The sequence below is a fragment of the Acidovorax sp. GW821-FHT11A03 genome (genome assembly GCF_058809075.1).
In genome coordinates this window covers 573,577-595,800 of the sequence record NZ_JBXASG010000002.1, presented here as the reverse complement: position 1 = coordinate 595,800, position 22,224 = coordinate 573,577, and the positions used below count along the sequence as shown (strand labels likewise).

At 69.0% G+C, this 22,224-nt stretch carries 20 protein-coding genes; 14 read left to right on the top strand and 6 right to left on the bottom strand.

From position 1 onward, the window contains the following. Positions 1 to 40: 40 nt before the first annotated feature. From AC1RVY_RS06495 to AC1RVY_RS06485, 3 genes are all read right to left on the bottom strand, one after another. Entirely contained in the window at positions 41 to 454 is a 414-nt protein-coding gene (locus AC1RVY_RS06495; protein WP_492805848.1) for a VOC family protein, read from the bottom strand. 130 nt (positions 455 to 584) lie between these two features. Further along, positions 585 to 1,604 (bottom strand): zinc-binding alcohol dehydrogenase family protein, encoded by a 1,020-nt coding sequence (locus AC1RVY_RS06490; RefSeq protein ID WP_492805847.1) that lies wholly within the window; start codon positions 1,602 to 1,604, stop codon positions 585 to 587. Positions 1,605 to 1,668: 64 nt separating this feature from the next. After that, the gene (locus AC1RVY_RS06485) at positions 1,669 to 2,784 is read right to left on the bottom strand and encodes an alkene reductase (protein WP_218297290.1); all 1,116 of its coding nucleotides are present in this window, start codon (positions 2,782 to 2,784) and stop codon (positions 1,669 to 1,671) included. A gap of 137 nt (positions 2,785 to 2,921) precedes the next feature. On the opposite strand from AC1RVY_RS06485, the gene AC1RVY_RS06480 reads away from it, so the two are divergent. The 6 genes from AC1RVY_RS06480 (at position 2,922) to AC1RVY_RS06455 (ending at position 8,014) form a co-directional block, all read left to right on the top strand. Then, positions 2,922 to 3,881: a LysR family transcriptional regulator gene (locus AC1RVY_RS06480; protein WP_255591693.1), complete on the top strand. Its 960-nt coding sequence runs from the start codon at positions 2,922 to 2,924 to the stop codon at positions 3,879 to 3,881. A gap of 136 nt (positions 3,882 to 4,017) precedes the next feature. After that, the gene (locus tag AC1RVY_RS06475) at positions 4,018 to 4,359 is read left to right on the top strand and encodes a hypothetical protein (RefSeq protein WP_492805844.1); all 342 of its coding nucleotides are present in this window, start codon (positions 4,018 to 4,020) and stop codon (positions 4,357 to 4,359) included. A 3-nt stretch (positions 4,360 to 4,362) separates the two neighbouring features. Beyond that, entirely contained in the window at positions 4,363 to 4,710 is a 348-nt protein-coding gene (locus tag AC1RVY_RS06470; RefSeq protein WP_492805842.1) for a hypothetical protein, read from the top strand. Between the two features lie 121 nt (positions 4,711 to 4,831). Continuing rightward, positions 4,832 to 5,995: an iron-containing alcohol dehydrogenase gene (locus AC1RVY_RS06465; RefSeq protein ID WP_218341387.1), complete on the top strand. Its 1,164-nt coding sequence runs from the start codon at positions 4,832 to 4,834 to the stop codon at positions 5,993 to 5,995. A 101-nt stretch (positions 5,996 to 6,096) separates the two neighbouring features. Further along, the gene (locus AC1RVY_RS06460) at positions 6,097 to 6,777 is read left to right on the top strand and encodes a type 1 glutamine amidotransferase domain-containing protein (protein ID WP_369641236.1); all 681 of its coding nucleotides are present in this window, start codon (positions 6,097 to 6,099) and stop codon (positions 6,775 to 6,777) included. 175 nt (positions 6,778 to 6,952) lie between these two features. Further along, the gene (locus tag AC1RVY_RS06455) at positions 6,953 to 8,014 is read left to right on the top strand and encodes an alpha/beta hydrolase family protein (RefSeq protein ID WP_492805841.1); all 1,062 of its coding nucleotides are present in this window, start codon (positions 6,953 to 6,955) and stop codon (positions 8,012 to 8,014) included. A gap of 92 nt (positions 8,015 to 8,106) precedes the next feature. Here the strand turns inward: AC1RVY_RS06455 and AC1RVY_RS06450 are convergent, their stop codons facing one another. Continuing rightward, the gene (locus AC1RVY_RS06450; protein WP_396505138.1) at positions 8,107 to 9,009 is read right to left on the bottom strand and encodes a LysR family transcriptional regulator; all 903 of its coding nucleotides are present in this window, start codon (positions 9,007 to 9,009) and stop codon (positions 8,107 to 8,109) included. A 185-nt stretch (positions 9,010 to 9,194) separates the two neighbouring features. Between AC1RVY_RS06450 and AC1RVY_RS06445 the strand changes: the two genes are divergently transcribed. From AC1RVY_RS06445 to AC1RVY_RS06425, 5 genes are all read left to right on the top strand, one after another. Then, complete coding sequence (locus tag AC1RVY_RS06445) at positions 9,195 to 9,923, top strand: pirin family protein (RefSeq protein ID WP_492805839.1); 729 nt, start codon at positions 9,195 to 9,197, stop codon at positions 9,921 to 9,923. Positions 9,924 to 10,059: 136 nt separating this feature from the next. Then, a complete protein-coding gene (locus AC1RVY_RS06440) occupies positions 10,060 to 10,752 on the top strand; it encodes a hydrolase (RefSeq protein WP_492805838.1) in 693 nt (230 codons plus the stop codon). 163 nt (positions 10,753 to 10,915) lie between these two features. Next, on the top strand, positions 10,916 to 12,817 hold the full coding sequence (locus AC1RVY_RS06435) for an amidohydrolase (RefSeq protein ID WP_492805836.1): 1,902 nt from the start codon (positions 10,916 to 10,918) through the stop codon (positions 12,815 to 12,817). A 2-nt stretch (positions 12,818 to 12,819) separates the two neighbouring features. Continuing rightward, the gene (locus AC1RVY_RS06430) at positions 12,820 to 13,227 is read left to right on the top strand and encodes a DoxX family protein (protein ID WP_492805969.1); all 408 of its coding nucleotides are present in this window, start codon (positions 12,820 to 12,822) and stop codon (positions 13,225 to 13,227) included. Continuing rightward, positions 13,220 to 14,863, top strand: coding sequence for an MFS transporter (locus AC1RVY_RS06425; protein ID WP_492805835.1), 1,644 nt, complete (start codon positions 13,220 to 13,222; stop codon positions 14,861 to 14,863). The genes AC1RVY_RS06430 and AC1RVY_RS06425 overlap by 8 nt, the downstream gene beginning before the upstream one ends. Before the next feature lie 95 nt (positions 14,864 to 14,958). Here AC1RVY_RS06425 and AC1RVY_RS06420 read toward each other — a convergent pair whose 3' ends face one another. Next, the gene (locus tag AC1RVY_RS06420; protein ID WP_492805833.1) at positions 14,959 to 17,061 is read right to left on the bottom strand and encodes a molybdopterin-containing oxidoreductase family protein; all 2,103 of its coding nucleotides are present in this window, start codon (positions 17,059 to 17,061) and stop codon (positions 14,959 to 14,961) included. Positions 17,062 to 17,213: 152 nt separating this feature from the next. On the opposite strand from AC1RVY_RS06420, the gene AC1RVY_RS06415 reads away from it, so the two are divergent. After that, complete coding sequence (locus AC1RVY_RS06415; protein ID WP_492805832.1) at positions 17,214 to 18,362, top strand: ABC transporter substrate-binding protein; 1,149 nt, start codon at positions 17,214 to 17,216, stop codon at positions 18,360 to 18,362. A 147-nt stretch (positions 18,363 to 18,509) separates the two neighbouring features. On the opposite strand, the gene argE is transcribed toward AC1RVY_RS06415, so the two are convergent. Next, the gene (argE, locus tag AC1RVY_RS06410) at positions 18,510 to 19,682 is read right to left on the bottom strand and encodes an acetylornithine deacetylase (RefSeq protein ID WP_218297279.1); all 1,173 of its coding nucleotides are present in this window, start codon (positions 19,680 to 19,682) and stop codon (positions 18,510 to 18,512) included. 76 nt (positions 19,683 to 19,758) lie between these two features. On the opposite strand from argE, the gene AC1RVY_RS06405 reads away from it, so the two are divergent. Both AC1RVY_RS06405 and AC1RVY_RS06400 read left to right on the top strand, forming a co-directional pair. Beyond that, positions 19,759 to 20,967, top strand: a complete 1,209-nt coding sequence (locus tag AC1RVY_RS06405; RefSeq protein WP_218297278.1) for a M20 aminoacylase family protein — start codon at positions 19,759 to 19,761, stop codon at positions 20,965 to 20,967. Between the two features lie 94 nt (positions 20,968 to 21,061). Then, a complete protein-coding gene (locus AC1RVY_RS06400; RefSeq protein WP_218341395.1) occupies positions 21,062 to 22,159 on the top strand; it encodes a M14 family metallopeptidase in 1,098 nt (365 codons plus the stop codon). The last annotated feature ends 65 nt before the right edge of the window (positions 22,160 to 22,224 follow it).

The window sequence follows — 22,224 nt, the reverse complement described above, 5'->3', positions numbered from 1 at the left end:
CTTCAGCCTGGCAGGCCGCTGGCCCCAGCAGGCCCATCGACTATTCAGGCAGGTGGCACACCGCCTCGATGTTGTTGCCCTCGGGGTCGATGACAAACGCGCCGTAGTAGTGGGGGTGGTAGTCGGGCCGCAGGCCCGGGGCGCCGTTGTCTTGGCCCCCGGCTTCGATGGCGGCGCGGTAGAAGGCATCGACCTGGGCCCGCGTGGCGGCCCGCCACGCCAGATGGCAGCCCGTAGTCGCAGGCGGGCCGCCGTAGGGCGAGGGGCCGTCGATGAACCACACATCCGCCTTCTTGCCGTCGGGCTCGGAGGGAGCCGGGTAGGCATAGCCCAGCATGTTGGAGCCGTAGTTGCCTTCAAAACACAGGCTGTAGCCCAAAGGCGTGAGGACTGCGGTGTAGAACGCCTTGGTGCGGGCGATGTCGGTGACGCGGAAGGTCATGTGGTCCAGCATGGGAGGTCTCCTCGGGTTGTGGTGCCCTGTTTTATACCTGAAATACTGTTTGTAAATACAGTGTTTTTCAGCCTGGCACACAATCTGCCGCGCGGATGGTGCTGCGCCCCCCTGCGTGGCCCGCAGTTCTTCAGGCCCATCCCTCCAGCACCAGCTTGCCCCGCGCCTTGCCGCTCTCGATGAGCGCATGCGCGCGCTTCAGATTCTCGGCATTGATGGTGCCAAACCGTTGGTCCAGCGTGGTGCGGATCAGCCCCGCATCCACCAGCTGCGCCACCTCGGTCAGCAGCCGGTGCTGGCCGATCATGTCGGCGGTGCCGAAGAGCGCGCGGGTGAACATCAGCTCCCAGTGCACCGACACCGACTTGCGCTTGAACTTCGTCACGTCGAGCGACACCGGGTCGTCGATCAGCGCGAACTGGCCCTGCGGCGCGATGGCCTCGACGATCTGGTCGAAGTGCGCGTCGGTCTGCGTGAGGCTCACGATGGTGTCCACCGAGGGGTGGCCGATGCGGGCCAGCTCCTGCGTCAGGGGCTTGCTGTGGTCGATCACGTGGTGGGCACCCAGGTCGCGCACCCATTGCTGCGTTTCGGGGCGGGATGCGGTGCCGATGATCGTGAGGCTGGTGAGCCGCGCCGCCAGTTGCGTGAGGATGGAGCCCACGCCGCCGCTCGCGCCGATGATGAGCAGGGTCCTGTTCGTCGGCTGCTTGCCGGGCACCACGCCCAGGCGGTCGAACAGCAGCTCCCACGCGGTGATGGTGGTCAGCGGCAGCGCGGCGGCCTCGGCAAAGTCCAGCGATTGGGGGGCGTGGCCCACGATGCGCTCGTCCACCAGGTGCAGTTCGCTGTTGGTGCCAGGGCGTGCGATGGAGCCCGCGTACCAGACGCGGTCGCCGGGCGCGAAGAGCGTCACGTCGGGGCCCACGGCGCGCACGATGCCGCTGGCGTCCCAGCCCAGCACCTTGTACGCCTGGCCCTCGGCGGGGCCGCTGCCCTTGCGCACCTTGGTGTCCACGGGGTTCACGGAAACGGCATGCACTTCCACGAGCAGATCGCGGCCGGTGGCCACGGGGTCGGGTTGGGTGATGTCGAGCAGCGATGCGGGGTGGTCGATGGCGCGGGGGGCCTGGTAGCCAATGGCTTTCATGGTGGTGTGTCCTTGCAGAAAAGTGAGGTGGAAAAAGAGCGGTCCATGCGGTGGCGGCCAGGCGTCACGCCGCGGCCGCGTGCGCGCGGTAGTCGGAATACCCCTGGGCCGCGCCGCCGAACAGCGTGCCCGGGTCGTAGCCGGCCAGGGGCAGCCCGGCCGCATAGCGCGCGGGCAGGTCGGGGTTGGCGATGAACGGCCGGCCAAAGGCCACCAGGTCGGCCATGCCCGAATCCAGGATCTGCTGCGCGCGTTCGGGCGTGTACTTGCCCGCCACGATCACGCGGCCGCCATAGGCCGCGCGCAGGGCCTGGCGGAAATCGGCGGGAATGGAGGGGGCATCGTCCCAGTCGGCTTCGGCCAGGTGCAGGTAGGCCAGGCCCAGGGTGTCCAGCTCGCGTGCCAGGTGCAGGATGGTGGGGATGATGTCCGGGCAGTCCATGCCGCGCTGCGTGATGAACGGCGCCAGGCGCATGCCGGTGCGCTCGGCCCCGGCCTCGCTGGCCACGGCGGCGGCCACCTCGCGGGCGAAGCGGGTGCGGTGGGCCACCGGGCCGCCATAGGCATCGCTGCGGTGGTTGGAAGTGGTGCGCAGGAATTGGTCGATGAGATAGCCGTTGGCGCCGTGGATCTCCACGCCGTCGAACCCAGCACGCATGGCGTTGGCGGCGGCGCGGCGGAAGTCGTCCACCACGCCGGCGATTTCGCTCGCTTGCAGCGCGCGCGGCACCGGGCAGTCGAGCATGTGGCCCACGCCGTCGCCGTCCGCCACCCACACCCGGGCCTCGGGGGCAATGGCCGAGGGCGCCACGGGCAGGCCGTCGGCGTGGAAACTGGCGTGCGACATGCGGCCCACGTGCCACAGCTGCAGCACCATGCGGCCGCCGGCGGCATGCACCGCGTCGGTCACCCGGCGCCAGCCCTGCACCTGCGCGTCGCTGTGGATGCCGGGCGTGAAGCTGTAGCCCTGGCCCTGGGGCGAGACCTGGCTCGCCTCGCTCACGATGAGCCCGGCGCTGGCGCGCTGGGCGTAGTAGTCGGCCATGAGCGCGTTGGGCACGCCGCCCGGCTGGCTGCTGCGGGCGCGGGTCATGGGGGCCATCACCATGCGGTTGGGCAAGGTGAGCGGGCCGAGTTGCAAGGGGCGCGCGAGAGCGGGCGCGGTGGCGGTGGAGGTCATGGCGTTGTGCCTTGGCAAGCGGTGTGGAACATGGCCGTGATGGTGATCCTGTTGTCTTTTGTTTTAAATAGGCTGGTGGTTGAATCAATATTCAAAGAAAATTTGAAAATCCAGCCCTAAAACTCCCCACGCCACCCATGAAAAGCCTGCAGGACCTCGACATCTTCGTGCGCACTGTGGACAGCGGCAGCCTGTCGGCCACCGCGCGGGCGCTGGACCTCACCCCGGCGGCGGCCAGTGCGGCCCTCAAGCGGCTGGAGGCCGAGCTGGGCGTGGCGCTCTTCGTGCGCTCCACGCGCAGCCTGCGGCTCACGCAGGAGGGCGAGCTGTTCCTGGAGCACTGCCGCCCCGCGCTGGCCGCGCTGCAGCAGGTGCGGGGCCAGTTGCAAGGCGGCCAGGCCCGCGGATTTCGCGGCACGCTCCTGCTCGCCGCCCCCTCGGACCTGGGACGCAACGTGCTGCTGCCGTGGCTGGATGCCTTCCAGGCCGAGCACCCGGGCATCGACATCCGCCTGCAGCTGTCGGACCGCATGGCCAATGTCTACAGCGAGCCGGTGGACGCGGCCTTTCGCTACGGCAAGCCGCAGGATTCGAGCCTGGTGGCACTGCCGCTCGCGGCCGACCACCGGCGCGTGCTGTGCGCCGCGCCCGCCTATCTGCAGGCCCGCGGGGCGCCCGCCACGCCGCATGCGCTGGCCGGCCATGACGCCCTGTGTTTCATGCTCGGCGAGGACGTGCACGACCGCTGGCGCTTCTGGGATGCGGCGGGCCAGGAGGTGCTGGTGCGCGTGCGCAGCCGCAATGTGTCCAACGACGGCGACGCCGTGCGCCGCTGGGCCGTGCGGGGCCGGGGCATCGCCTACAAGTCGTACTTCGATGTGGCGGACGACCTTGCCGCCGGGCGCCTGGTGCCGCTGTGCCCGGGCTGGACCACCGAGGCCGTGCCCCTGTTCCTCGTGGCGCCCAGCCGCCGCCAGCTCACGCCGCTGGTGCGCGCGCTGCGCGACTTCATGGCGCAGCGGCTGCAGGTGTTGGCGGGCGCGGAGTCCGGTCGCCAGGGCGAAACCAGGGGTGGGGCGGCAGGGGCGCCGGATTGATCGGGGCCTCCCGGGGACCGCAGCACCTGAGGGGCGGCGCCAGCGTGGCCGTGGCCGTTGCCGCTACAGTCGGTCCACGCAGGACGCGCCACCGCGGCGCGCACGTTCCGCGCCCCACCAGGAGTTTCTTTCTTCCATGCCCGTACCCGCCCCGCCCGAATGGGCCGATGCCTTGCGCCGCGCCCTGCCAATGGCTGCCCTGCGGCCCGGCGACGTGGGTTACTTCCTGGTCAGCCCCGGTGGGCGCTATGTGGCGTGCACGACCCACGCCCTGCATTCGGTGCTGATCGACACGGCGCAGCGGCGCTACGCCGTGCTGGCCGACTGGAGCGTGCGGGGGCTTGACGATGCCGCGGTCGAGCTGGAGTCGGACGAGACCCGCCGGCAGGCGTTTGCGGTCTATGCCGACCTGTGGCAACCCGCCTTCACCGACCCGGCCTTGCCCTGGCAGGCGGCACGAGAAGAGGCCGAGGGCTGATCGATGGCCACCACCACCACTACATCTTCGGCGGCGGCGCGCGTGCCGGTGCCGGTCTGGGCGGGACTTGGTGTGCTCGCCGTGGGCCTTGGCGTGTCGCTGGCCTTGCTCACCGGCTTCGGGCAGGCCATGGCATGCGGTACGTTCGGGCTCGATTGCATCGCCGCGGCCTTTGGCATGGTGCTGTGCACCCTGTGTGCCGCGCTGGTCCTGCTGCTGCGGGGCCTGGGCACCCTGCGCCGCAGCGGGGGATTCTCCGTGGCCAAGGTGCTGACGGTGGGCATCGCCGGCATCGTGGCGCTGGCGATGGTGTTGCTGCTCGGGTTTGCGGCGCTGGTGGTGCTGCGGTAGGCGGGGCAGGGAGGGGCATGGCGCGCTGGCGGGCCGGTGTGCCTGCCCGCCGTGTTGCGCAGGCGACGCCCGCCCCGGCCCAGGGCACGACACAATGCCCGCACCCCACCCAAGGATTGCCATGCTGAATTTCGACTTCCACAACCCCACCCGCATCGCGTTCGGCCAGGGCCGCATCGCCGACCTGGACAAGCTCGTGCCCGCCGCCGCCAAGGTGCTCATCCTCGTGGGCGGCGCCAGCGCCGAGAAGACCGGCACGCTGGCCGAGGTGCGCACGGCGCTCGCCAGCCGCCAGCACGCCACCTTCAGCGGCATCGAGCCCAATCCCAGCTATGAAACCTCGATGAAGGCCGTGGCGCAGATCCGCGAAGGCGGGTTCGACTTCCTGCTCGCCGTGGGCGGCGGCTCGGTGATCGATGCGGTCAAGTTCATCGCAGCGGCCGTGAAGTTCGAGGGCGGCGATCCCTGGGCCATTCTGGAAAAGCACGGCCGCAACGTCACCGCCGCGCTGCCCTTCGGCGCCGTGCTCACGCTGCCCGCCACGGGCTCCGAGATGAACAACGGCGGCGTGATCACCCACCGCGCCAAGGGCGCGAAGCTGGCCTTTGGTAGCGTGCACACCTATCCCGTGTTCTCGGTGCTCGACCCCACCAAGACCTACACCCTGCCGCCCCAGCAGCTCGCCAACGGCGTGGTCGATGCCTTCGTGCACACGGTGGAGCAGTACCTCACCTACCCGGTCAACGCGCCCGTGCAGGACCGTTTTGCCGAAGGCATCCTGCAGACGCTGATCGAGATCGGCCCGCGCCTCTTGACCGCCCCCGAGCCCGTGTACGACGACCGCGCCAACCTCATGTGGGCGGCCACCATGGCGCTCAACGGCCTGATCGGCGCGGGCGTGCCGCAGGACTGGGCCACGCACATGATCGGCCACGAGCTCACCGCGCTGCACGGCATCGACCACGCGCGCACGCTGGCCATCGTGCTGCCCGCGCTGCTGCACGAGCGCCGTGGCCCCAAGCGCGCCAAGCTGCTGCAGTACGGCGAGCGCGTGTGGGGCATCACCACCGGCACCGACGACGAACGCATCACCGCCGCCATCGGGCGAACGCGCGCTTTCTTCGAGGCCATGGGCATCGCCACGCGCCTGTCTGGCTACGGCCTGGGCGCCGACACCGTGGGCGCCGTGGTGGCGCAGCTGGAGGCGCACGGCATGGTCACGCTGGGCGAGCAGCGCGAGATCACGCCCGCCGTGAGCCGGCGGATTCTCGAAGCGGCGCTGTAAGCCAACGCCGCGAACTGCGCCGGGTGGGGGCGCGGCGGTGGGGATTGCGGGTAGGGTGGGAGACTCGATATTTTCAACCGCACCCAGGAAAGAGACGCCTAATGCCCCGCATCCTCATGGTTCTCACGTCGCACGACCAATTGGGCGACACGGGCAAGAAGACAGGCTTCTGGCTCGAAGAATTCGCCGCCCCGTACTACGTGTTCCAGGACGCGGGCGCCTCGGTCACCCTCGCGTCCCCCCGGGGTGGCCAGCCGCCGCTGGACCCCAAGAGCGACGCGCCCGATGCGCAGACCGATGCCACGCGCCGCTTCAAGGACGACGCAGCGGCCCAGGCGCAACTGGCCAGCACCTTGAAGCTGTCCGAGCTGGATGCCGCCCAGTTCGATGCGGTGTTCTACCCCGGCGGCCACGGCCCGCTGTGGGACCTGGCACAGGACGCGCGCTCCATCGCCCTCATCGAATCCACGCTGGCCGCCGGCAAACCCCTGGCGGCCGTGTGCCATGCCCCCGGCGTGCTGCGCGATGCCAAGGCGCCCGACGGCACGCCCCTGGTGCGCGGCAAGAACGTCACGGGTTTTACCAACAGCGAGGAAGCCGCCGCCGGCCTGACGCATGTGGTGCCCTTCCTGGTGGAAGACATGCTCATGGCCCACGGCGGGCTGTACACCAAGCAGGCCGACTGGAAGCCGCACGTGGTCACCGACGGGCTCCTGATCACCGGGCAGAACCCCGCGTCGTCAGAGCCTGCGGCGCAGGCCCTGCTGCAGGCGCTGGCGTGATACGGCAGCCCTGACGGGGCACCGCCCGCGCCTTTTGCCCACCGTTTCGCGTCGCCCACGGGCATTTCGTCGCATGCCGCTCCCCGTGCAGTGGGGCCGCGCCTACAGTGCCGCCATGCCGCCACCACACTCCTGCACGGTGGCGGCTTCTGGCACACCCGACGAAAGGCGCACCGTGACCATCCTCCTCCTCCTGGCCCTGCGCTTTGCCGCGCGGCATATCCGCCCCTTCATGGCCGCGGCCGTCGTGGCGCTGGCCACGCTGCCCGGCGCCGCATCGGCCCAGCACGCCGGCCTGCGCACCCTCGTCGTGCCAGGCGACGAGCCGGTGAACGTGGCACTGTTCTACCCCACCGTGCGCAGCGCGGGCGTGGTGCAGCTGGGCCCCTGGCGCCCAGTGGTCGGCCTGGGCGCGCCCGTGTCGGGCGAGCCGCTCAAGGGGCTGCTCCTGGTGTCGCACGGCACGGGCGGCAATGAACTCGCGCACCACAACCTGGCCACGCGCCTGGCGGCGGAGGGCTACCTGGTGGCCGCCGTTCGCCACCCGGGCGACAACTGGCAGGACCGCTCCATGATCACCTCGGGCCGCTACTTCGGCGAGCGCCCGCGCCAGGTCAGCCGCGTGCTCGACGCGCTGCTGGCCAGCCCCGAGTGGGGCCCCCGCATTCCGGCCGGCCGCATCGGCGCACTGGGCCACTCGGCCGGTGGCTACACCGTGCTGGCCCTGGCCGGCGCGCAGGCCGAGCCCGCCCGCGCCGCGCAGCACTGTCGCAGCGTGCAGGACGACCCCGGCTTCTGCGGCCTGGCCCAGGGCCCCAAGGCGCCGCAGCTGGCCGTTGCCAACACTGCCACGCCCGCCAACGTGGTGCCGGACGGCGCCCTGGTCTCCGTGCCCGACCCGCGCATCCGCGCCGTCGTGGCCCTGGCACCCATGGCCGTGGTGTTCACCCCCGAGAGCCTCAAAGCCGTGACCGTGCCGGTGCTGCTGCGCGTGGCCGAGCAGGATGCCGTGCTGACGGGCAAGTACCACGGCGGGCTGGTGGCCGCCAATCTGCCCACCGCCCAGGCCGCCACCGTGCCGGGCGCCGGCCACTTCGCCTTCATGGCCCAGCCCAGCCAGAGCCTGCCGTCCGACGCGGGCGATGCCGCCGCCAACCCTGCGGGCTTCGACCGCGTGGCCTACCACGCGGTGCTGGAGGCGCAGGTGGTGCAGTTCTTCGCGCAGCAGTGGCGCTGAGTCTGATGTTTTGAGATAAAAAAGCTGCCTACCGCTTGTCTGGCGAGCGCAAGCAGCTATCAAAAGTGTAGTGACTACTTTCGCCAGGCCCTCTAGTAAGGCAAGATTCCCGGCAGCAGCGGCCGTGCCAGCCGCTCGCACCACCACTTGAGCGCCTCGCCGCGGTGCTCGGGCTTCCAGGCCAGCCAGAAGGTTTCATCAGCGCGGGGCTCTTCCACCGGCACCTCCACCAGGATGCCGTTTTCCAGCTCCACCCGCACGCAGGCGCGCGGCACGAAGCCGTGGCCCAGCCCGGCGGCCTGGCAGGCGATCTTGGCCTGCATCGACGGCACGGTGATGCGCCGCTGGCCCGACAGCAGGCCCACCGTGCGGTCCGACAGCGTGCGCGCCCCGTCGCCCACCACCACGGCCGTGTGCTCCAGCAGGTCGCTGCGCGTGAGCGGCCGGCCCATGCGCGCCAGCGGGTGCGACGCAGTCACGCAGAACACGAAGTCCAGGCTGCCCACCGCCACGGCCTTGTAGCCGCCGCCGGCGGGGCCTTCGCCCGCCGCCACGATGATGTCGGCGCGCCCGTCGCGCAGCGCCTCCCAGGTGCCCGTCAGCGCCTCGCAGCCGATGCGCAGGCGCGTGCCGCAGTCCAGCCCCTCAAAGGCCGCGATGTCGTCGTTGAACGCGCTGGTGGGTATCAGCGAGTCGTGCACCAGCCGCAGCTCGGACTCGAACCCGGTGGCGATCTGCCGCAGGCGCGATTCGAGCTGACGCGCCGAGGCCAGCAGCCAGCGGCCCTCCTTGAGCAGCTCGTGCCCTGCGGGCGTGAGCGCCACGCGCGGCCCGTTGCGGGTGAACAGGGCCAGGCCCAGCTGCTCTTCGAGCTTGCCCACGGCATAGGAAATGGTGGACGGCACCTTGTGCAGCCGCTCCGAGGCGCCCGCGAACGAGCCGTAGCGGGCAATCGCATCCACCAATTCGATGGCTTCGAGGGAGAGTTTCAGCATGGCAACAGGCCCGGAATTTCGATCATCGAAATTATCGATGATGAATGGCAAAACCTTTCAACCTGCTGCCTTCTCATGCGCCGGATACTTCATCCATCGCAGCACTGAAGCCCAATGAAATACAGCAAATTTCAAACCGGACGCCCAGTGTGAAATTCATCGACAGACATTGAAAGGAAGACACCATGCTCGACATCCGCAAGGCCCAACACCGCGGCAACGCCAACCACGGCTGGCTCCATTCGCGCCACACCTTCTCCTTTGGCCACTACCACGACGCCAACCAGCAAGGCTTCTCCGACCTGCTGGTCATCAACGACGACCGCGTGGCCCCGGGCAAGGGTTTTGGCACCCATCCGCACCGCGACATGGAAATCTTCTCGTACGTGCTGGAAGGCGCGCTGGAGCACAAGGACTCCATGGGCACGGGCTCGGTCATCCGCCCCGGTGACGTGCAGATGATGAGCGCCGGCACCGGCGTGCGCCACAGCGAGTTCAACCACTCGGGCGTTGAGCCCGTGCACTTCCTGCAGATCTGGATCGTGCCCGGTGCCCGCGGCGCCGCACCCCGCTATCAGCAGGTGCACTTCAGCGAGGCCGACAAGCGCGGCCGCCTGCGCCAGATCATCTCGCCCGAAGGGGCCGACGGATCGCTGGCCGTGCACCAGGACGCCCGGGTCTATGCCGGCTTGTTCGACGGCAGCGAAGAAGCGGCCGATCTGGACGTGGGCCCAGGCCGCAACGTGTATGTGCACGTGGCCCGGGGCAGCCTGGAGGTGAACGGCGAGCGGCTGTCCGAAGGCGACGGCGCCCGCATCCGCGACGCCGGGGCCCTGCGCTTTGCCAACGGCGAAGACGCCGAGGTGCTGGTGTTCGACCTGCGGCCCAACGAGCTGCCCACGATGCCGCACTGAGCGAACGCGGGGCCTGAGGAATGGGTGGGCGATGCCGTCCATCCCTGCCTCTCGCCGCGCCCCGGCCCGCCGCATTTCCTTTCTCGCGTTTTTTTCTTCTCGATCTACTTCATCTTCAATTTCCAGGGAGATCACCATGACCAACGCCCACACGGCCACCGCAGCCAACGCCACCGCCCGTCCCGTCGCCTACGCCAAACCCGGCGCCACGCTGCTGAACGCCGACGACCACACGCTGGTCATGATCGACTTCCAGTCGCAGATGGCCTTTGCCACACACTCCATCGATGCGATCACGCTGCGCTCCAACGCCGGCCTGGTGGCCAGCGCGGCCGCCGGGTTTGGCGTGGACACCATCCTCACCACCGTGGCCGAGAAGAGCTTCAGCGGCCCCATGTTCGAGGAAGTGACCGCACCGTTCCCCGGCCAGGCGCTGCTGGACCGCACCTCCATGAACACCTGGGAAGACGAGGCCGTGATCGCCCGTGTCAACGCCATCGGCAAGCCGCGCATCGTGCTGGCCGGCCTGTGGACCAGCGTGTGCATCGTGGGCCCGGCACTGTCGGCGCTGGACCAGGGCTTCGAGGTGTATGTGATCGCCGACGCCAGCGGCGACATCTCGGCCGAAGCCCACAACCGCGCCATGGAGCGCATGGTGCAGGCCGGCGCGCGGCCCATCACGGCATTGCAGTACCTGCTGGAGCTGCAGCGCGACTGGGCGCGGGGCGAGACGTACGACATGACGACGGGTATCGCCAGGAAGTTCGGCGGCGGCTACGGCCTGGGCATCACCTACGCCAAGACCATGTTCAACGCCCAAGAATCCTAAAAAAAGGGTGCATTGGCCTACTGCGCGACCCGATCCCGCACCTGCGGTTCTCGCCGTACGCTTGTACGGCTGCGGTCCTCGATGCAGGCTAGGGCCGCTCGCTACGGCCACTGCACCCTTTTTGCGCTCTGCCATTGCTGAAATTCTTGAAGGCCTGAACATCATGACCCAACCCGCCATCACCCCCGACCTCATCCTGCGCAACGGCCGCTTCACCACGCTGGACCGCGCCAACCCCACGGCCAGTGCGGTCGCCATTGCGCAAGGGCGCTTCACCAAGGTGGGTGACGACCGCGAGGTGATGGCGCTCGCCGGCCCGCAGACGCGGGTCATCGACCTGGGCGGGCGCAGCGTGCTGCCGGGGCTCATCGACAACCACCTGCACATCATCCGCGGCGGCCTCAACTTCAACATGGAGCTGCGGTGGGACGGGGTGCGCAGCCTGGCCGACGCCATGGCCATGCTCCAAGCCCAGGTGGCGGTGACGCCCGCGCCGCAGTGGGTGCGCGTGGTGGGCGGCTTCACCGAACACCAGTTCGTGGAAAGGCGCCTGCCCACGCTGGCCGAGCTGAACGCCGTGGCGCCCGACACCCCGGTGTTCATCCTGCACCTGTACGACCGCGCGCTGCTCAACGGAGCCGCCCTTCGCGCCGTGGGCTACGGCAAGGACACGCCCGCACCACCCGGTGGCGAGATCGTGCGCGACAGCGCGGGCAACCCCACGGGCCTGCTGCTGGCCAAGCCCAACGCGGCCATCCTGTATGCCACGCTGGCCAAGGGCCCCAAGCTGCCGCACGACTACCAGGTCAACTCCACGCGCCACTTCATGCGCGAGCTCAACCGCCTGGGCGTGACCGGCGCCATCGACGCGGGCGGCGGCATGCAGAACTATCCGGATGACTACGACGTGATCCAGGAGCTGGCCGATGCCGACCAGCTCACCATCCGCCTGGCCTACAACCTGTTCACGCAAAAGCCCCAGCACGAGAAAGAAGACTTCCTGAACTGGACGGCCACCTCGCAGTACAAGCAGGGCACGGACTACTTTCGCCACAACGGCGCGGGCGAGATGCTGGTGTTCTCCGCCGCCGACTTCGAGGACTTCCGCCAGCCCCAGCCCGAGCTCGCGCCCGGCATGGAAGGCGAGCTGGAAGAGGTGGTGCGCATCCTCGCGCAGAACCGCTGGCCCTGGCGCATGCACGCCACCTACGACGAGACCATCGAGCGCGCGCTCAACGTGTTCGAAAAGGTCAACCAGGACACACCGCTGGCCGGCCTGAACTGGTTCTTCGACCACGCCGAGACCATTTCGGAAAAGTCCATCGACCGCATCGCCGCCCTGGGCGGCGGCGTGGCCGTGCAGCACCGCATGGCCTACCAGGGCGAGTACTTCGTGGAGCGCTACGGCGCTGCGGCGGCCGAGGCCACGCCCCCCGTCAAGCGCATGCTGGAGAAGGGCGTCCACGTGTCCGCCGGCACCGACGCCACCCGCGTGGCCAGCTACAACCCCTGGGTGTCGCTGTCCTGGCTCGTCACCGGCAAGACGGTGGGCGGCCTGCAGCTCACGCCGCAGCGCAACTGCCTCACCCGCGACCAGGCCCTGCGCATGTGGACCGAGAACGTCACCTGGTTCAGCAACGAGCAGGGCAAGAAGGGCCGCATCGAAGCAGGCCAGCTGGCCGACCTCGTCGTGCCCGACCGCGACTTCTTTGCCTGCCCCGAGTCCGACATCGCCGACACCACGGCCCTGCTCACTGTGGTGGGCGGCAAGGTGGTCTATGGCGTGGGCGACTTCGCGCGCTTCGATGACGCGGCCCCGCCGCCCGCCATGCCCGACTGGTCGCCCGTGCGCACCTTCGGCGGCTACGGCGCCTGGGGCGCTCAGGGCGGGCCGGACGGCGCGCCGCTGCAGGCCGTGCTGCGCAACGCCGCGGCGAACTGCGGCTGTGCCAGCAACTGCAACCTGCACGGCCACGCCCATGCCACGGCCTGGAGCAGCAAGCTGCCCGTGTCCGACCTGCAGGGCTTCTGGGGTGCGCTCGGCTGCGCCTGCTGGGCGGTGTGACGGTGCAGCACGCATTGCACACCGCCGCCACCGCTCCCTGGGTGCAGACGCTGGCGCTGCTGTGCCTTTGCGCCGCGTACCTGCAGGGCGGCATCGGCAAGGCCCGCAACTTTGCGGGCGCCGTGGCCGAGGTGCGCTCGCTTGGTCTGGCGCCCGCCGCGCCCATCGCTGCTGCCACGCTGGTGCTGCAGCTTTCGGCCTCGGCGCTCATCCTGTCGGGCTGGTACCGCTGGCTGGGGGCGCTGGCCCTGGCGGGCTTCACCGTGCTCGCCGCCTTGCTGGCAGACCGCTTCTGGGCCGCGCCGCCCGCCGATCGGCAGCGCAGCGCCAACGCATTTTTTGAACACTGGGGCCTGGTGGGCGGCATGCTGCTCGTCGCCTGGCACGACCTCGGAGGCCGCCATGTCTGATCACCGCCCAACCAAACCCGACACCACCACCGCATCGGGCAGCTTCGCGCCGCTGGCCATTCCCGTCTTCGCGGTGCTGTGGGCCGCCACCGTGCTGGGCAACATCGGCAGCTTCATGCGCGACGTGGCCAGCGCCTGGATGGTGACCGAGCTCTCGTCCAGCCCCACCGCGGTCGCGCTGATCCAGACGGCCGCCACGCTGCCGGTCTTTCTGCTCGCCATTCCCGCGGGTGTGCTGTCGGACATCCTGGACCGACGCCGTTTCCTCATCGGCGTGCAGGTGCTGCTGGCCGCCGTCAGCGGTACGCTGCTCATCCTGGCCAACACCCACACGCTGACGGTCGAGTGGCTGGTGGCGCTGACCTTCGTGGGCGGCATCGGCGCTGCGCTCATGGGCCCCACCTGGCAGTCCATCGTGCCCGAGCTGGTACCGCGCAGCGAACTCAAGAGCGCCGTGGCGCTCAACTCGCTGGGCATCAACATCGCACGCGCCATCGGCCCGGCGGCGGGCGGCCTGCTGCTGGCCAGCTTCGGCGCGGCCATGGCCTACGGCCTGGACGTGCTGAGCTATGTGTTCGTGATCGCCGCGCTGCTGTGGTGGAAGCGCCCCCAAGCCGAGGCCTCAGGCCTGAACGAGCAGTTCTTCGGTGCCTTCCGTGCCGGCGTGCGCTACGCCCGCGCCAGCCGCGAACTGCACGTGGTGCTGCTGCGCGCGGCCGTGTTCTTTCTGTTTGCCAGCTCCGTCTGGGCGCTGCTGCCGCTGGTGGCGCGCCGCATGCTGGGCGGCTCGGCAGGCTTTTACGGCGTGATGCTGGGCGCCGTGGGCGCGGGCGCCATCCTGGGCGCCGTGCTGCTGCCCCGTTTGCGCCAGCGGCTCGACACCGACGGCCTGGTGCTGCTGGCATCCCTGCTCACCGCCGCCGTCATGGGCGTGCTGACCGTGGCCCCGCCCCAGTGGGCCGCCGTGGCGCTGATGCTGGTGCTGGGCCTGGGCTGGATCATCGCGCTGACCACCCTCAACGGCGTGGCCCAGGCCGTGCTGCCCAACTGGGTGCGCGGCCGCGGCCTGGCCATCTACCTCATGGTCTTCAACGGCGCAATGGCCGCCGGCAGCCTGGGCTGGGGCCTCATCGCGGGGCAGGCTGGCCTGCCGGTCACGCTGCTGATGGGCGCGGCCGGGCTGGTGGTGGCGTCGCTCATCTTTCACCGCGTGAAGCTGCCCACCGGCGACGCCGACCTGCAGCCCTCCAACCACTGGCCCGAGCCCCTGCTGGCCGAACCCGTGGCGCACGACCGGGGCCCGGTGATGGTGCAGATCGAATACCGCATCGCCAAGCCCGACCTGCCCGCCTTCCTGCAGGCCATGCACCGCCTGTCGGTCGAGCGCCGCCGCGACGGTGCCTATGCCTGGGGCGTGGCCGAACACACCGGCGAGCCGGGCCGCGTGATCGAGTGGTTCCTGGTCGAATCCTGGGCCGAACACCTGCGCCAGCACCACCGCGTGTCCAAGGCGGACGCGGACCTGCAGGCGGAGGCGCTGCGGTTTCACCAGGGAGCGGAGCGGCCCGTGGTGCATCACTTTCTGGCGTTGACTGCGGGGGACGCAGGCCGCACCCATGCCATGCAGGCACAGTGAGAGGTGGTTTTTAGTGAAAATGGCTACTGGCGCCTGTCCAATAAGCGCCAGAAGCTATCAAAAAATGAGCATTCTGCGTGTCTGGCAGAGCGCGGTCAGCCTGCTATTGCCGCTGCCTCCACAGCCTCCACCTCCACCAAACAGTCATAAAACGTCGGCGCGCGCCCCAGGTCCGTCAGTGCCTGGCTCGTCACCTCGTTCACGTTCGTCCCATCGAGCCCCAGCTTGCGCCACCAGATGCCCAGGCCGTTGACCACGCCGGGCCGTGCGCGGCGGGAGACGGTGGCGTGGCACTGGTAGCTGCCACGGTCGTTGAACACGCGCACCACGGCGTCGTTGGCGATGCCGCGGGCTTCGGCGTCGTCGGGGTGGATCTCCAGGATCGGGCGGCCTTCGATGTTGCGCAGGCTCGTCACGTTCACGAAGGTGGAGTTCAAGAAGTTGCGCGCGGGCGGCGAGATCATCGCCAGCGGGTAGCGTGCATCCGTGCCCTGCAGTTCGTAGTTGGGCAGGTGGTCGGGCAGGCCGTCCAGGCCCTGGGCGGCCAGGCGGGCGCTGTAGAACTCGCACTTGCCCGACGGTGACGGAAAGTTGCCTTCGGCGAACAGCGCATCCGGGATGGCCACGGTGGCAAAGCCCTGGGATTCGAGCAGCGCGTAGTCCACGGCATCCCCAAACGCCTGGCGGCACAGCGCCTCGTCGGTGTCGGCAAAGCAGGGATCGGCAAAGCCCATGCGCGCGGCCAGGTCGCGGAAGATCTGGGCGTTGCTGCGGGCCTCGCCCAAGGGCTGGATGGCGGGGCGGTTGAGCACCACGTCGGTGTGGCCGTAGGACAGGTGCACGTCCCAGTGTTCGAGCTGCGTGGTGGCGGGCAGGATGTAGTCCGCGTAGTCGGCGGTGTCGGTCTTGAAGTGCTCCAGCACCACGGTGAACAGGTCTTCGCGCGCAAAGCCGCGCACCACCTTGCCCGAGTCCGGGGCCACCGCCACGGGGTTGCTGTTGTAGACCACCACGGCCTCGACCTTCGGGCCGAAGGCGGGCGATGCCTCGCGCAGCAGGTCGTCGCCGATGGTCGTCATGTTGATGGTGCGGGGCACGCGCCCTGAGGCCGCCTGGGGCATCAGGTCGGGCCGCTGCAGCACCGCGCGCTGCGCCGGGAACTGGCCGGAGCTGGACAGCAGCACGCCGCCCGCGCGGTGGCGCCAGGCGCCGGTGAGGGCGGGCAGGCAGGCCACGGCGCGCACCGCGTTGCCGCCGCCGCGCACGCGCTGCATGCCGTAGTTCAGGCGGATGGCGGCGGGCTTCGTGGTGCCGTAGTCCCGGGCCAGCTGGCGGATCTGCTCGACCGGAATGCCGCAGATCTCGGCGGCGCGCTCGGGCGGCCACTGCAGGGCGCGCTCGCGCAGCGGGTCCCAGCCCAGCGTGTGGCGCGCGATGTAGTCGTGGTCCAGCCAGTCGTGGGCGATCAGCTCGTGCATCAGCGCCAGGGCCAGCGCGGCATCGGTGCCCGGGCGCAGGGCGATGTGCTCGTGGCATTTGTCGGCTGTCTCGCTCTTGCGCGGGTCGATGCACACCAGCCGGGCGCCATTCCTCTTGGCCTGCTGCGCGTAGCGCCAGAAATGCAGGTTGCTGCCGATGGAGTTGCTGCCCCAGATCAGGATGAGCTGCGATTCGGCGAAGAACTCCACCTTCATGCCCACCTTGCCGCCCAGGGTCTGCGTCAGCGCTTCGGCCCCGGCGGATGCGCAGATGGTGCGGTCGAGCAGCGATGCACCGAGCTTGTGGAAGAAGCGGCGGTCCATGCTCTCGCCCTGCACCATGCCCATGGTGCCGGCGTAGCTGTAGGGCAGCACGGCCTCGGGGTCGCGCGCGGCGATGGACTGCAGGCGATGGGCGATGTCGTCCAGGGCCTCGTCCCAGCTGACAGGCGCGAACTGGCCGCTGCCCTTGGGGCCCGTGCGCTTGAGCGGAGTGAGCACGCGCTCGGGGTGGTAGCTGCGCTCGGTGTACTTGCTCACCTTGGCGCACAGCGCGCCGTCGGTGTGGCGGTGGTCGGGATTGCCCTGCACGCGGGTGGCCACGCCGTTGTCGTCCACGGTGGTGATCAGGGCGCAGGTGTCGGGGCAATCGTGCGGGCAGGCGCCACGCACCTGGACGGGGACAGCTGGCGGAGAAATGGTGGCGGAAGGCGTGGACATATGTGGGGTGGTCGTTAAACTGCCAGAGGGTTGGAAACGGCGTGCATATCTAACCAACATCTATCAAATTGCGCATCGCTTCCCCAGCAGGCTGCTCACCGGCAGCATCGAGGGGTCAGCCTCGTTGTGTTGACAGGAAGAGGGATTTCACCATGAAGCAAATGGCATTGGGGCGCAGACAGTTTTCCATCGGCCTGGGTGCGGCCGCGCTGGGGGGCTTCCAGAGGGTGGGTGCCCAGGGCGAAGGCCGCATCGTGCTGGGCCAGTCGGCTGCCTTCACCGGCCCGGCGGCGCAGCTGGGCGTGCAGTTCAACCTGGGGGCCAAGCTCTTTTTCGACCAGCTCAACGCCCAGGGCGGCGTGGGCCGGCGCATGGTGGAGATCCGCACCATGGACGATGGCTACGAGCCCGACCGCTGCGCCGAAAACACCAGGAAACTCATCGCCGACGAGGTGTTCGCCCTGTTCGGCTACATCGGCACCCCCACCAGCCTGGCCGCGCTGCCCCTGTTCACCCGGGAGAAGGTGCCGTTCTTCGGCCCCTTCACCGGGGCCGAGGCGCTGCGCCAGCCATTCAACCGGCTCATCTTCCATGTGCGCGCGTCCTACTACGACGAGACCGCGCTCATCGTGCGCCAGCTCACCAACCTCGGGCTCAAGAAGATCGCCGTGTTCTACCAGAACGACGCCTACGGCAAGGCCGGGCTCGACGGCGTGAACCGGGCCCTGGCCGAGCTCAAGCTCGCGGCGGTGGCCACGGCCACGGTGGAGCGCAATTCCACCGATGTGAAGGCCGCCGTGGACAAGCTGGTGTCGGCCCAGCCCGACGCCGTGGTGCAGATCGCCGCCTATGCGGGCAGCGCGGCCTTCGTGCGCGCGGCGCGCAAGGCGGGGTACGGCGGCACGTTCTACAACGTGTCTTTCGTGGGCACGCAGGCCCTGGCCGATGAGCTGGGCAAGGACGGCGCGGGCGTGGTGGTCTCGCAGGTCGTGCCCTCGCCCTACCAGCCCTCGCGCCAGATCACGCGCGAATTCCTGGAGGCCATCAAGAAGGGGGGCGACAAGGTGCAGCCCAACTATTCCAGCATGGAAGGCTACCTGGCCGCCCGCATCTTCACCGAGGGCCTGCGGCAGGCGCAAGGCGGCGGCAAGCTCACGCGCGAGAGCTTCATCGCTGGCACCGAGGCGATCGGCAACCAGGTGATCTCGGGGTTTCCGGTGTCGTTCAGCGCCACCAGCCACGCGGCGTCGAAGTTTGTCGAGATGTCGATGCTGACGGGGGACGGACGCGTGAGGACTTGATATCCCCCTGAGCCGCTTCGCGTCTTCCCCCAGAGGGGGACGCCACCCGTGGCCTGGCGGAGCCAGTTCCACGGTGGCACTGGTCTGGGGCGCGCCAGTTGCAGCCCGCGTGGGGATTGCGTTGGCCAGAGGCTTTGCAGGACTTGGCTAGTCGATCGAGGTGGTGCGCGCCAGCCCCTGCATGAACGCCTCGCAGCGCGCCAGCTGTTCCAGGCTCACATACTCGTCCGGCTGGTGCGCCTGGCGGATGCTGCCGGGGCCGCAGACCACGGTGGAGATGCCGGCGTTCTTGAACAGGCCGGCCTCGGTGCCGAAGGCGACGAGGGTGGTGCTCTTCTCGCCCGACAGGGTCTGCGCCAGGCGCGTCACCGGGTCGTCCTTGCTGCCCAGGAAGCTCGGGATCTCGCAGATGGTTTCGAACGAGAAGCCGGCCGCCGGCGCCACCTGCTTCATGCGCGGCTCCAGAGATTTCGCATACGCCACCACCTCGGACTGCATCTGCGCGGCGTTGGCCGTGGGCAGGTCGCGGAATTCATAGCGGAACTCGGCATCGCGCGGCACCACGTTGTCGGCGATGCCGCCGTGGAACTGGCCCACGCTGGTGGTCGAGAACGGCACGTCGAAGCCCTCGAAGCGGGGCTCCTCGCGCTCGAAACCCTCGCCCATGTCGCGCAGGCGGCCGACCACGCGGGCCGCCATCTCGATGGCGTTGACCGAATGGGGCGTGAGCGACGAGTGCGCCTCCTTGCCGCGCACGCAGCACTTGTAGCGGTACACGCCCTTGTGGGCGATGGCGGGCACCATGCTGGTGGGTTCGCCCACGATGCAGGCCAGCGGCTTGATGTTCGCTTCGCGCAGGTCGGCGATCAGTTCCTTGACGCCGAAGCAGCCGATCTCTTCCTCATAGCTGAAGGCCAGGTGCACGGCGAAGGGCGCGTTGCTGTGGAGGAACTGCTCGGCCTGCGACACGGCGATGCCGATGAAGGCCTTCATGTCGGCGCTGCCCCGGCCATACAGGCTCGGCCCCTCGGGGCCGTCCAGGACGCGCGCGCTCAGCGGGTCCATCGTCCATTCCTGCCCATCCCACGGCACGGTGTCCGTGTGGCCCGAAAGGATCACGCCGGCCGGCTTGCCTTCGCCCAGGGTGGCGAACAGGTTGGCCTTGGTCTTGTCCTCGTTGAAGGTCAGCCGGCTTTTTACGCCCAGCCGGGCGAGGTGGTCGCGGATGAAATGGATCAGCTCCAGGTTGGAGTTGTGGCTGACGGTGTTCATGCGCACCAGGGTTTGCGCGAGTTCGAGGGCGTGTGGGGAGAGCTTCATGTTGCAGTGCAAATAAACCCCGGGTGGCGCAGGGCAGGCCAGCGGGCTAGACTGTGAGATCGTAAGGATACATATCATGAACGTTATTGATTCCATCGTCACGCAGGCGGCCAGTATTGCCGCCGTGCGCCGGGACATTCACGCGCATCCCGAGCTGTGCTTCGAAGAGGTGCGCACCGCCGATGTGGTGGCGCAAAAGCTCACCGAATGGGGCATTCCCATCCACCGGGGCCTGGGCACCACGGGCGTGGTCGGCATCGTCAAGGGCCGCGACGGCGGCGCCAGCGGACGGGCCATCGGCCTGCGCGCCGACATGGACGCCCTGCCCATGCAGGAGTTCAACACCTTTGCCCACGCCAGCAAGCACCAGGGCAAGATGCACGCCTGCGGCCATGACGGCCATGTGGCCATGCTGCTGGCCGCGGCGCAGCATTTCGCCAGGCACCGCAATTTCGACGGCACCGTGTACCTGATCTTCCAGCCGGCCGAAGAGGGCGGCGGCGGTGCGCGCGAGATGATCACCGACGGCCTGTTCGAGCAGTTCCCCATGCAGGCCGTATACGGCATGCACAATTGGCCTGGCATGCCCGTGGGCCAGTTCGCGGTGAGCCCCGGCCCGGTGATGGCGTCCAGCAACGAATTCAAGATCACCATCCGCGGCAAGGGCAGCCATGCGGCGCTGCCGCACAACGGCATCGACCCGGTGCCGATCGCCTGCCAGATGGTGCAGGCCTTCCAGACCATCATCAGCCGCAACAAGAAGCCCGTGGACGCGGGCGTGATCTCGGTGACGATGGTGCACGCGGGCGAGGCCACCAACGTGGTGCCCGACAGCTGCGAGCTGCAGGGCACGGTGCGCACGTTCTCCATCGAGGTGCTGGACCTGATCGAAAAGCGCATGAAGCAGGTCGCCGAGCACACCTGCGCCGCGCACGACGCCACCTGCGAATTCCACTTCCACCGCAACTACCCGCCCACCGTGAACTCGCCGGCCGAGGCCGACTTTGCGCGCAAGGTGATGGCCGGCATCGTGGGTGAGGCCAATGTGCTGGTGCAGGAGCCCACCATGGGCGCGGAAGACTTCGCCTTCATGCTGCAGGCCAAGCCCGGTGCCTACTGCTTCATCGCCAATGGCGACGGCGCGCACCGCGAGATGGGCCATGGCGGCGGGCCCTGCACGCTGCACAACCCGAGCTACGACTTCAACGACGACCTGATCCCGCTGGGCGCCACCTACTGGGTCAAGCTGGCCGAGGAGTGGCTGGCGCAGCCAACGGCGGCCTGACGCCGGCTTCTTGGCTGTCCTGACGCCCCGGGCCCCCTGCGTGCCCGGGCTTTCTTTTCTCTTGTTTCCAACCCACCCACGAAAGCCACCGCCCATGATCGGCATCGCCCGCGCCTTTTCGCCCAGCTACGCCCAGGCCCGCAAGAAATTTCTGGAGGCCGCGGCCGCTGCGGGCCTGCCCATCGAATCGCACGCCCACCCGCTCAAAGGGCGCGACGGCGAAGACCTGGCCATGGACGTGGTGCGCGACGGCCCGGCCGATGCGACCAGGCTGCTCATCGTGAGCAGCGCCTGCCACGGCGTGGAAGGCTACTGCGGCAGCGGCGTGCAGGTGTTTGCGCTGCACGATCAGGAGTGGCGCGACAAGGCGCGCGCGGCCGGCGTGGCCACGCTTTACATCCACGCGCTCAACCCCTATGGTTTTTCGCACGTGCGCCGCTTCACCCACGAGAACGTGGACCTGAACCGCAACTTCCAGGACTTTTCAAAGCCCCTGCCCGTGAACGAGGCCTACCGCGAAGTCCAGCCGCTGCTGCTGCCCGAGGCGTGGCCCCCGTTGCCCGAGAATGCCGCCGCCGTGCAGCAGTACATCGACACCAAGGGCGAGGCGGCCTGGCAGGCCGCCATCTCGCGGGGCCAGCACGAGTTTCCGCAAGGCCTGTTCTTTGGCGGCACCGAGCCCACCTGGAGCAACCGCACGCTGCGCCAGGTGCTGCGCCAGCATGGCGCGGGCGCGTCGCACATCGCGTGGATCGACCTGCACACGGGCCTGGGCCCCAGCGGCCATGGCGAGCGCATCTACGCCGGCAACGACGACGATGTGGCCGTGGCGCGCGCACGCGCCTGGTGGGATGGCGGCGGCGCCACGCCGGTCACCTCCATCTATGACGGCTCGTCCACCTCGGCCTTCCTCACCGGCCTCATGTGGACCTCGATCTACGACGAATGCCCGCATGCCGAGTACACCGGCATCGCCATGGAATACGGTACCGTACCCGTGCTCGATGTGATGAACGCGATTCGCGCCGAGCAGTGGCTCAACCTGCACCCCGGCACCCCCGCCGACAAGGCCGCGCAGATCAAGGCGCAGATGCTGGCGGCGTTCTACACCGACACCGATGAATGGAAGGGCCAGATCATCAGCCAGGCGCGGCAGTCGATGTTCCAGGCGGTGGATGGGCTGGCCCGCTGAATGGAATGGAATGGAATTGGCCGCTGGCGCTTTGTGAATAAGCGCAGAAAGCTATAAAAATGATA

Coding starts and splice junctions, on each gene's coding strand:
- AC1RVY_RS06460 (WP_369641236.1), top strand. CDS start 6,097: ATGCCCCGCATCCTCATGGTTCTCACGTCGCACGACCAATTGGGCGAC.
- argE (WP_218297279.1), bottom strand. CDS start 19,682: ATGAAGCTCTCCCCACACGCCCTCGAACTCGCGCAAACCCTGGTGCGC.
- AC1RVY_RS06445 (WP_492805839.1), top strand. CDS start 9,195: ATGCTCGACATCCGCAAGGCCCAACACCGCGGCAACGCCAACCACGGC.
- AC1RVY_RS06425 (WP_492805835.1), top strand. CDS start 13,220: ATGTCTGATCACCGCCCAACCAAACCCGACACCACCACCGCATCGGGC.
- AC1RVY_RS06420 (WP_492805833.1), bottom strand. CDS start 17,061: ATGTCCACGCCTTCCGCCACCATTTCTCCGCCAGCTGTCCCCGTCCAG.
- AC1RVY_RS06435 (WP_492805836.1), top strand. CDS start 10,916: ATGACCCAACCCGCCATCACCCCCGACCTCATCCTGCGCAACGGCCGC.
- AC1RVY_RS06490 (WP_492805847.1), bottom strand. CDS start 1,604: ATGAAAGCCATTGGCTACCAGGCCCCCCGCGCCATCGACCACCCCGCA.
- AC1RVY_RS06415 (WP_492805832.1), top strand. CDS start 17,214: ATGAAGCAAATGGCATTGGGGCGCAGACAGTTTTCCATCGGCCTGGGT.
- AC1RVY_RS06470 (WP_492805842.1), top strand. CDS start 4,363: ATGGCCACCACCACCACTACATCTTCGGCGGCGGCGCGCGTGCCGGTG.
- AC1RVY_RS06475 (WP_492805844.1), top strand. CDS start 4,018: ATGCCCGTACCCGCCCCGCCCGAATGGGCCGATGCCTTGCGCCGCGCC.
- AC1RVY_RS06400 (WP_218341395.1), top strand. CDS start 21,062: ATGATCGGCATCGCCCGCGCCTTTTCGCCCAGCTACGCCCAGGCCCGC.
- AC1RVY_RS06485 (WP_218297290.1), bottom strand. CDS start 2,784: ATGACCTCCACCGCCACCGCGCCCGCTCTCGCGCGCCCCTTGCAACTC.
- AC1RVY_RS06405 (WP_218297278.1), top strand. CDS start 19,759: ATGAACGTTATTGATTCCATCGTCACGCAGGCGGCCAGTATTGCCGCC.
- AC1RVY_RS06450 (WP_396505138.1), bottom strand. CDS start 9,009: ATGCTGAAACTCTCCCTCGAAGCCATCGAATTGGTGGATGCGATTGCC.
- AC1RVY_RS06495 (WP_492805848.1), bottom strand. CDS start 454: ATGCTGGACCACATGACCTTCCGCGTCACCGACATCGCCCGCACCAAG.
- AC1RVY_RS06465 (WP_218341387.1), top strand. CDS start 4,832: ATGCTGAATTTCGACTTCCACAACCCCACCCGCATCGCGTTCGGCCAG.
- AC1RVY_RS06480 (WP_255591693.1), top strand. CDS start 2,922: ATGAAAAGCCTGCAGGACCTCGACATCTTCGTGCGCACTGTGGACAGC.
- AC1RVY_RS06440 (WP_492805838.1), top strand. CDS start 10,060: ATGACCAACGCCCACACGGCCACCGCAGCCAACGCCACCGCCCGTCCC.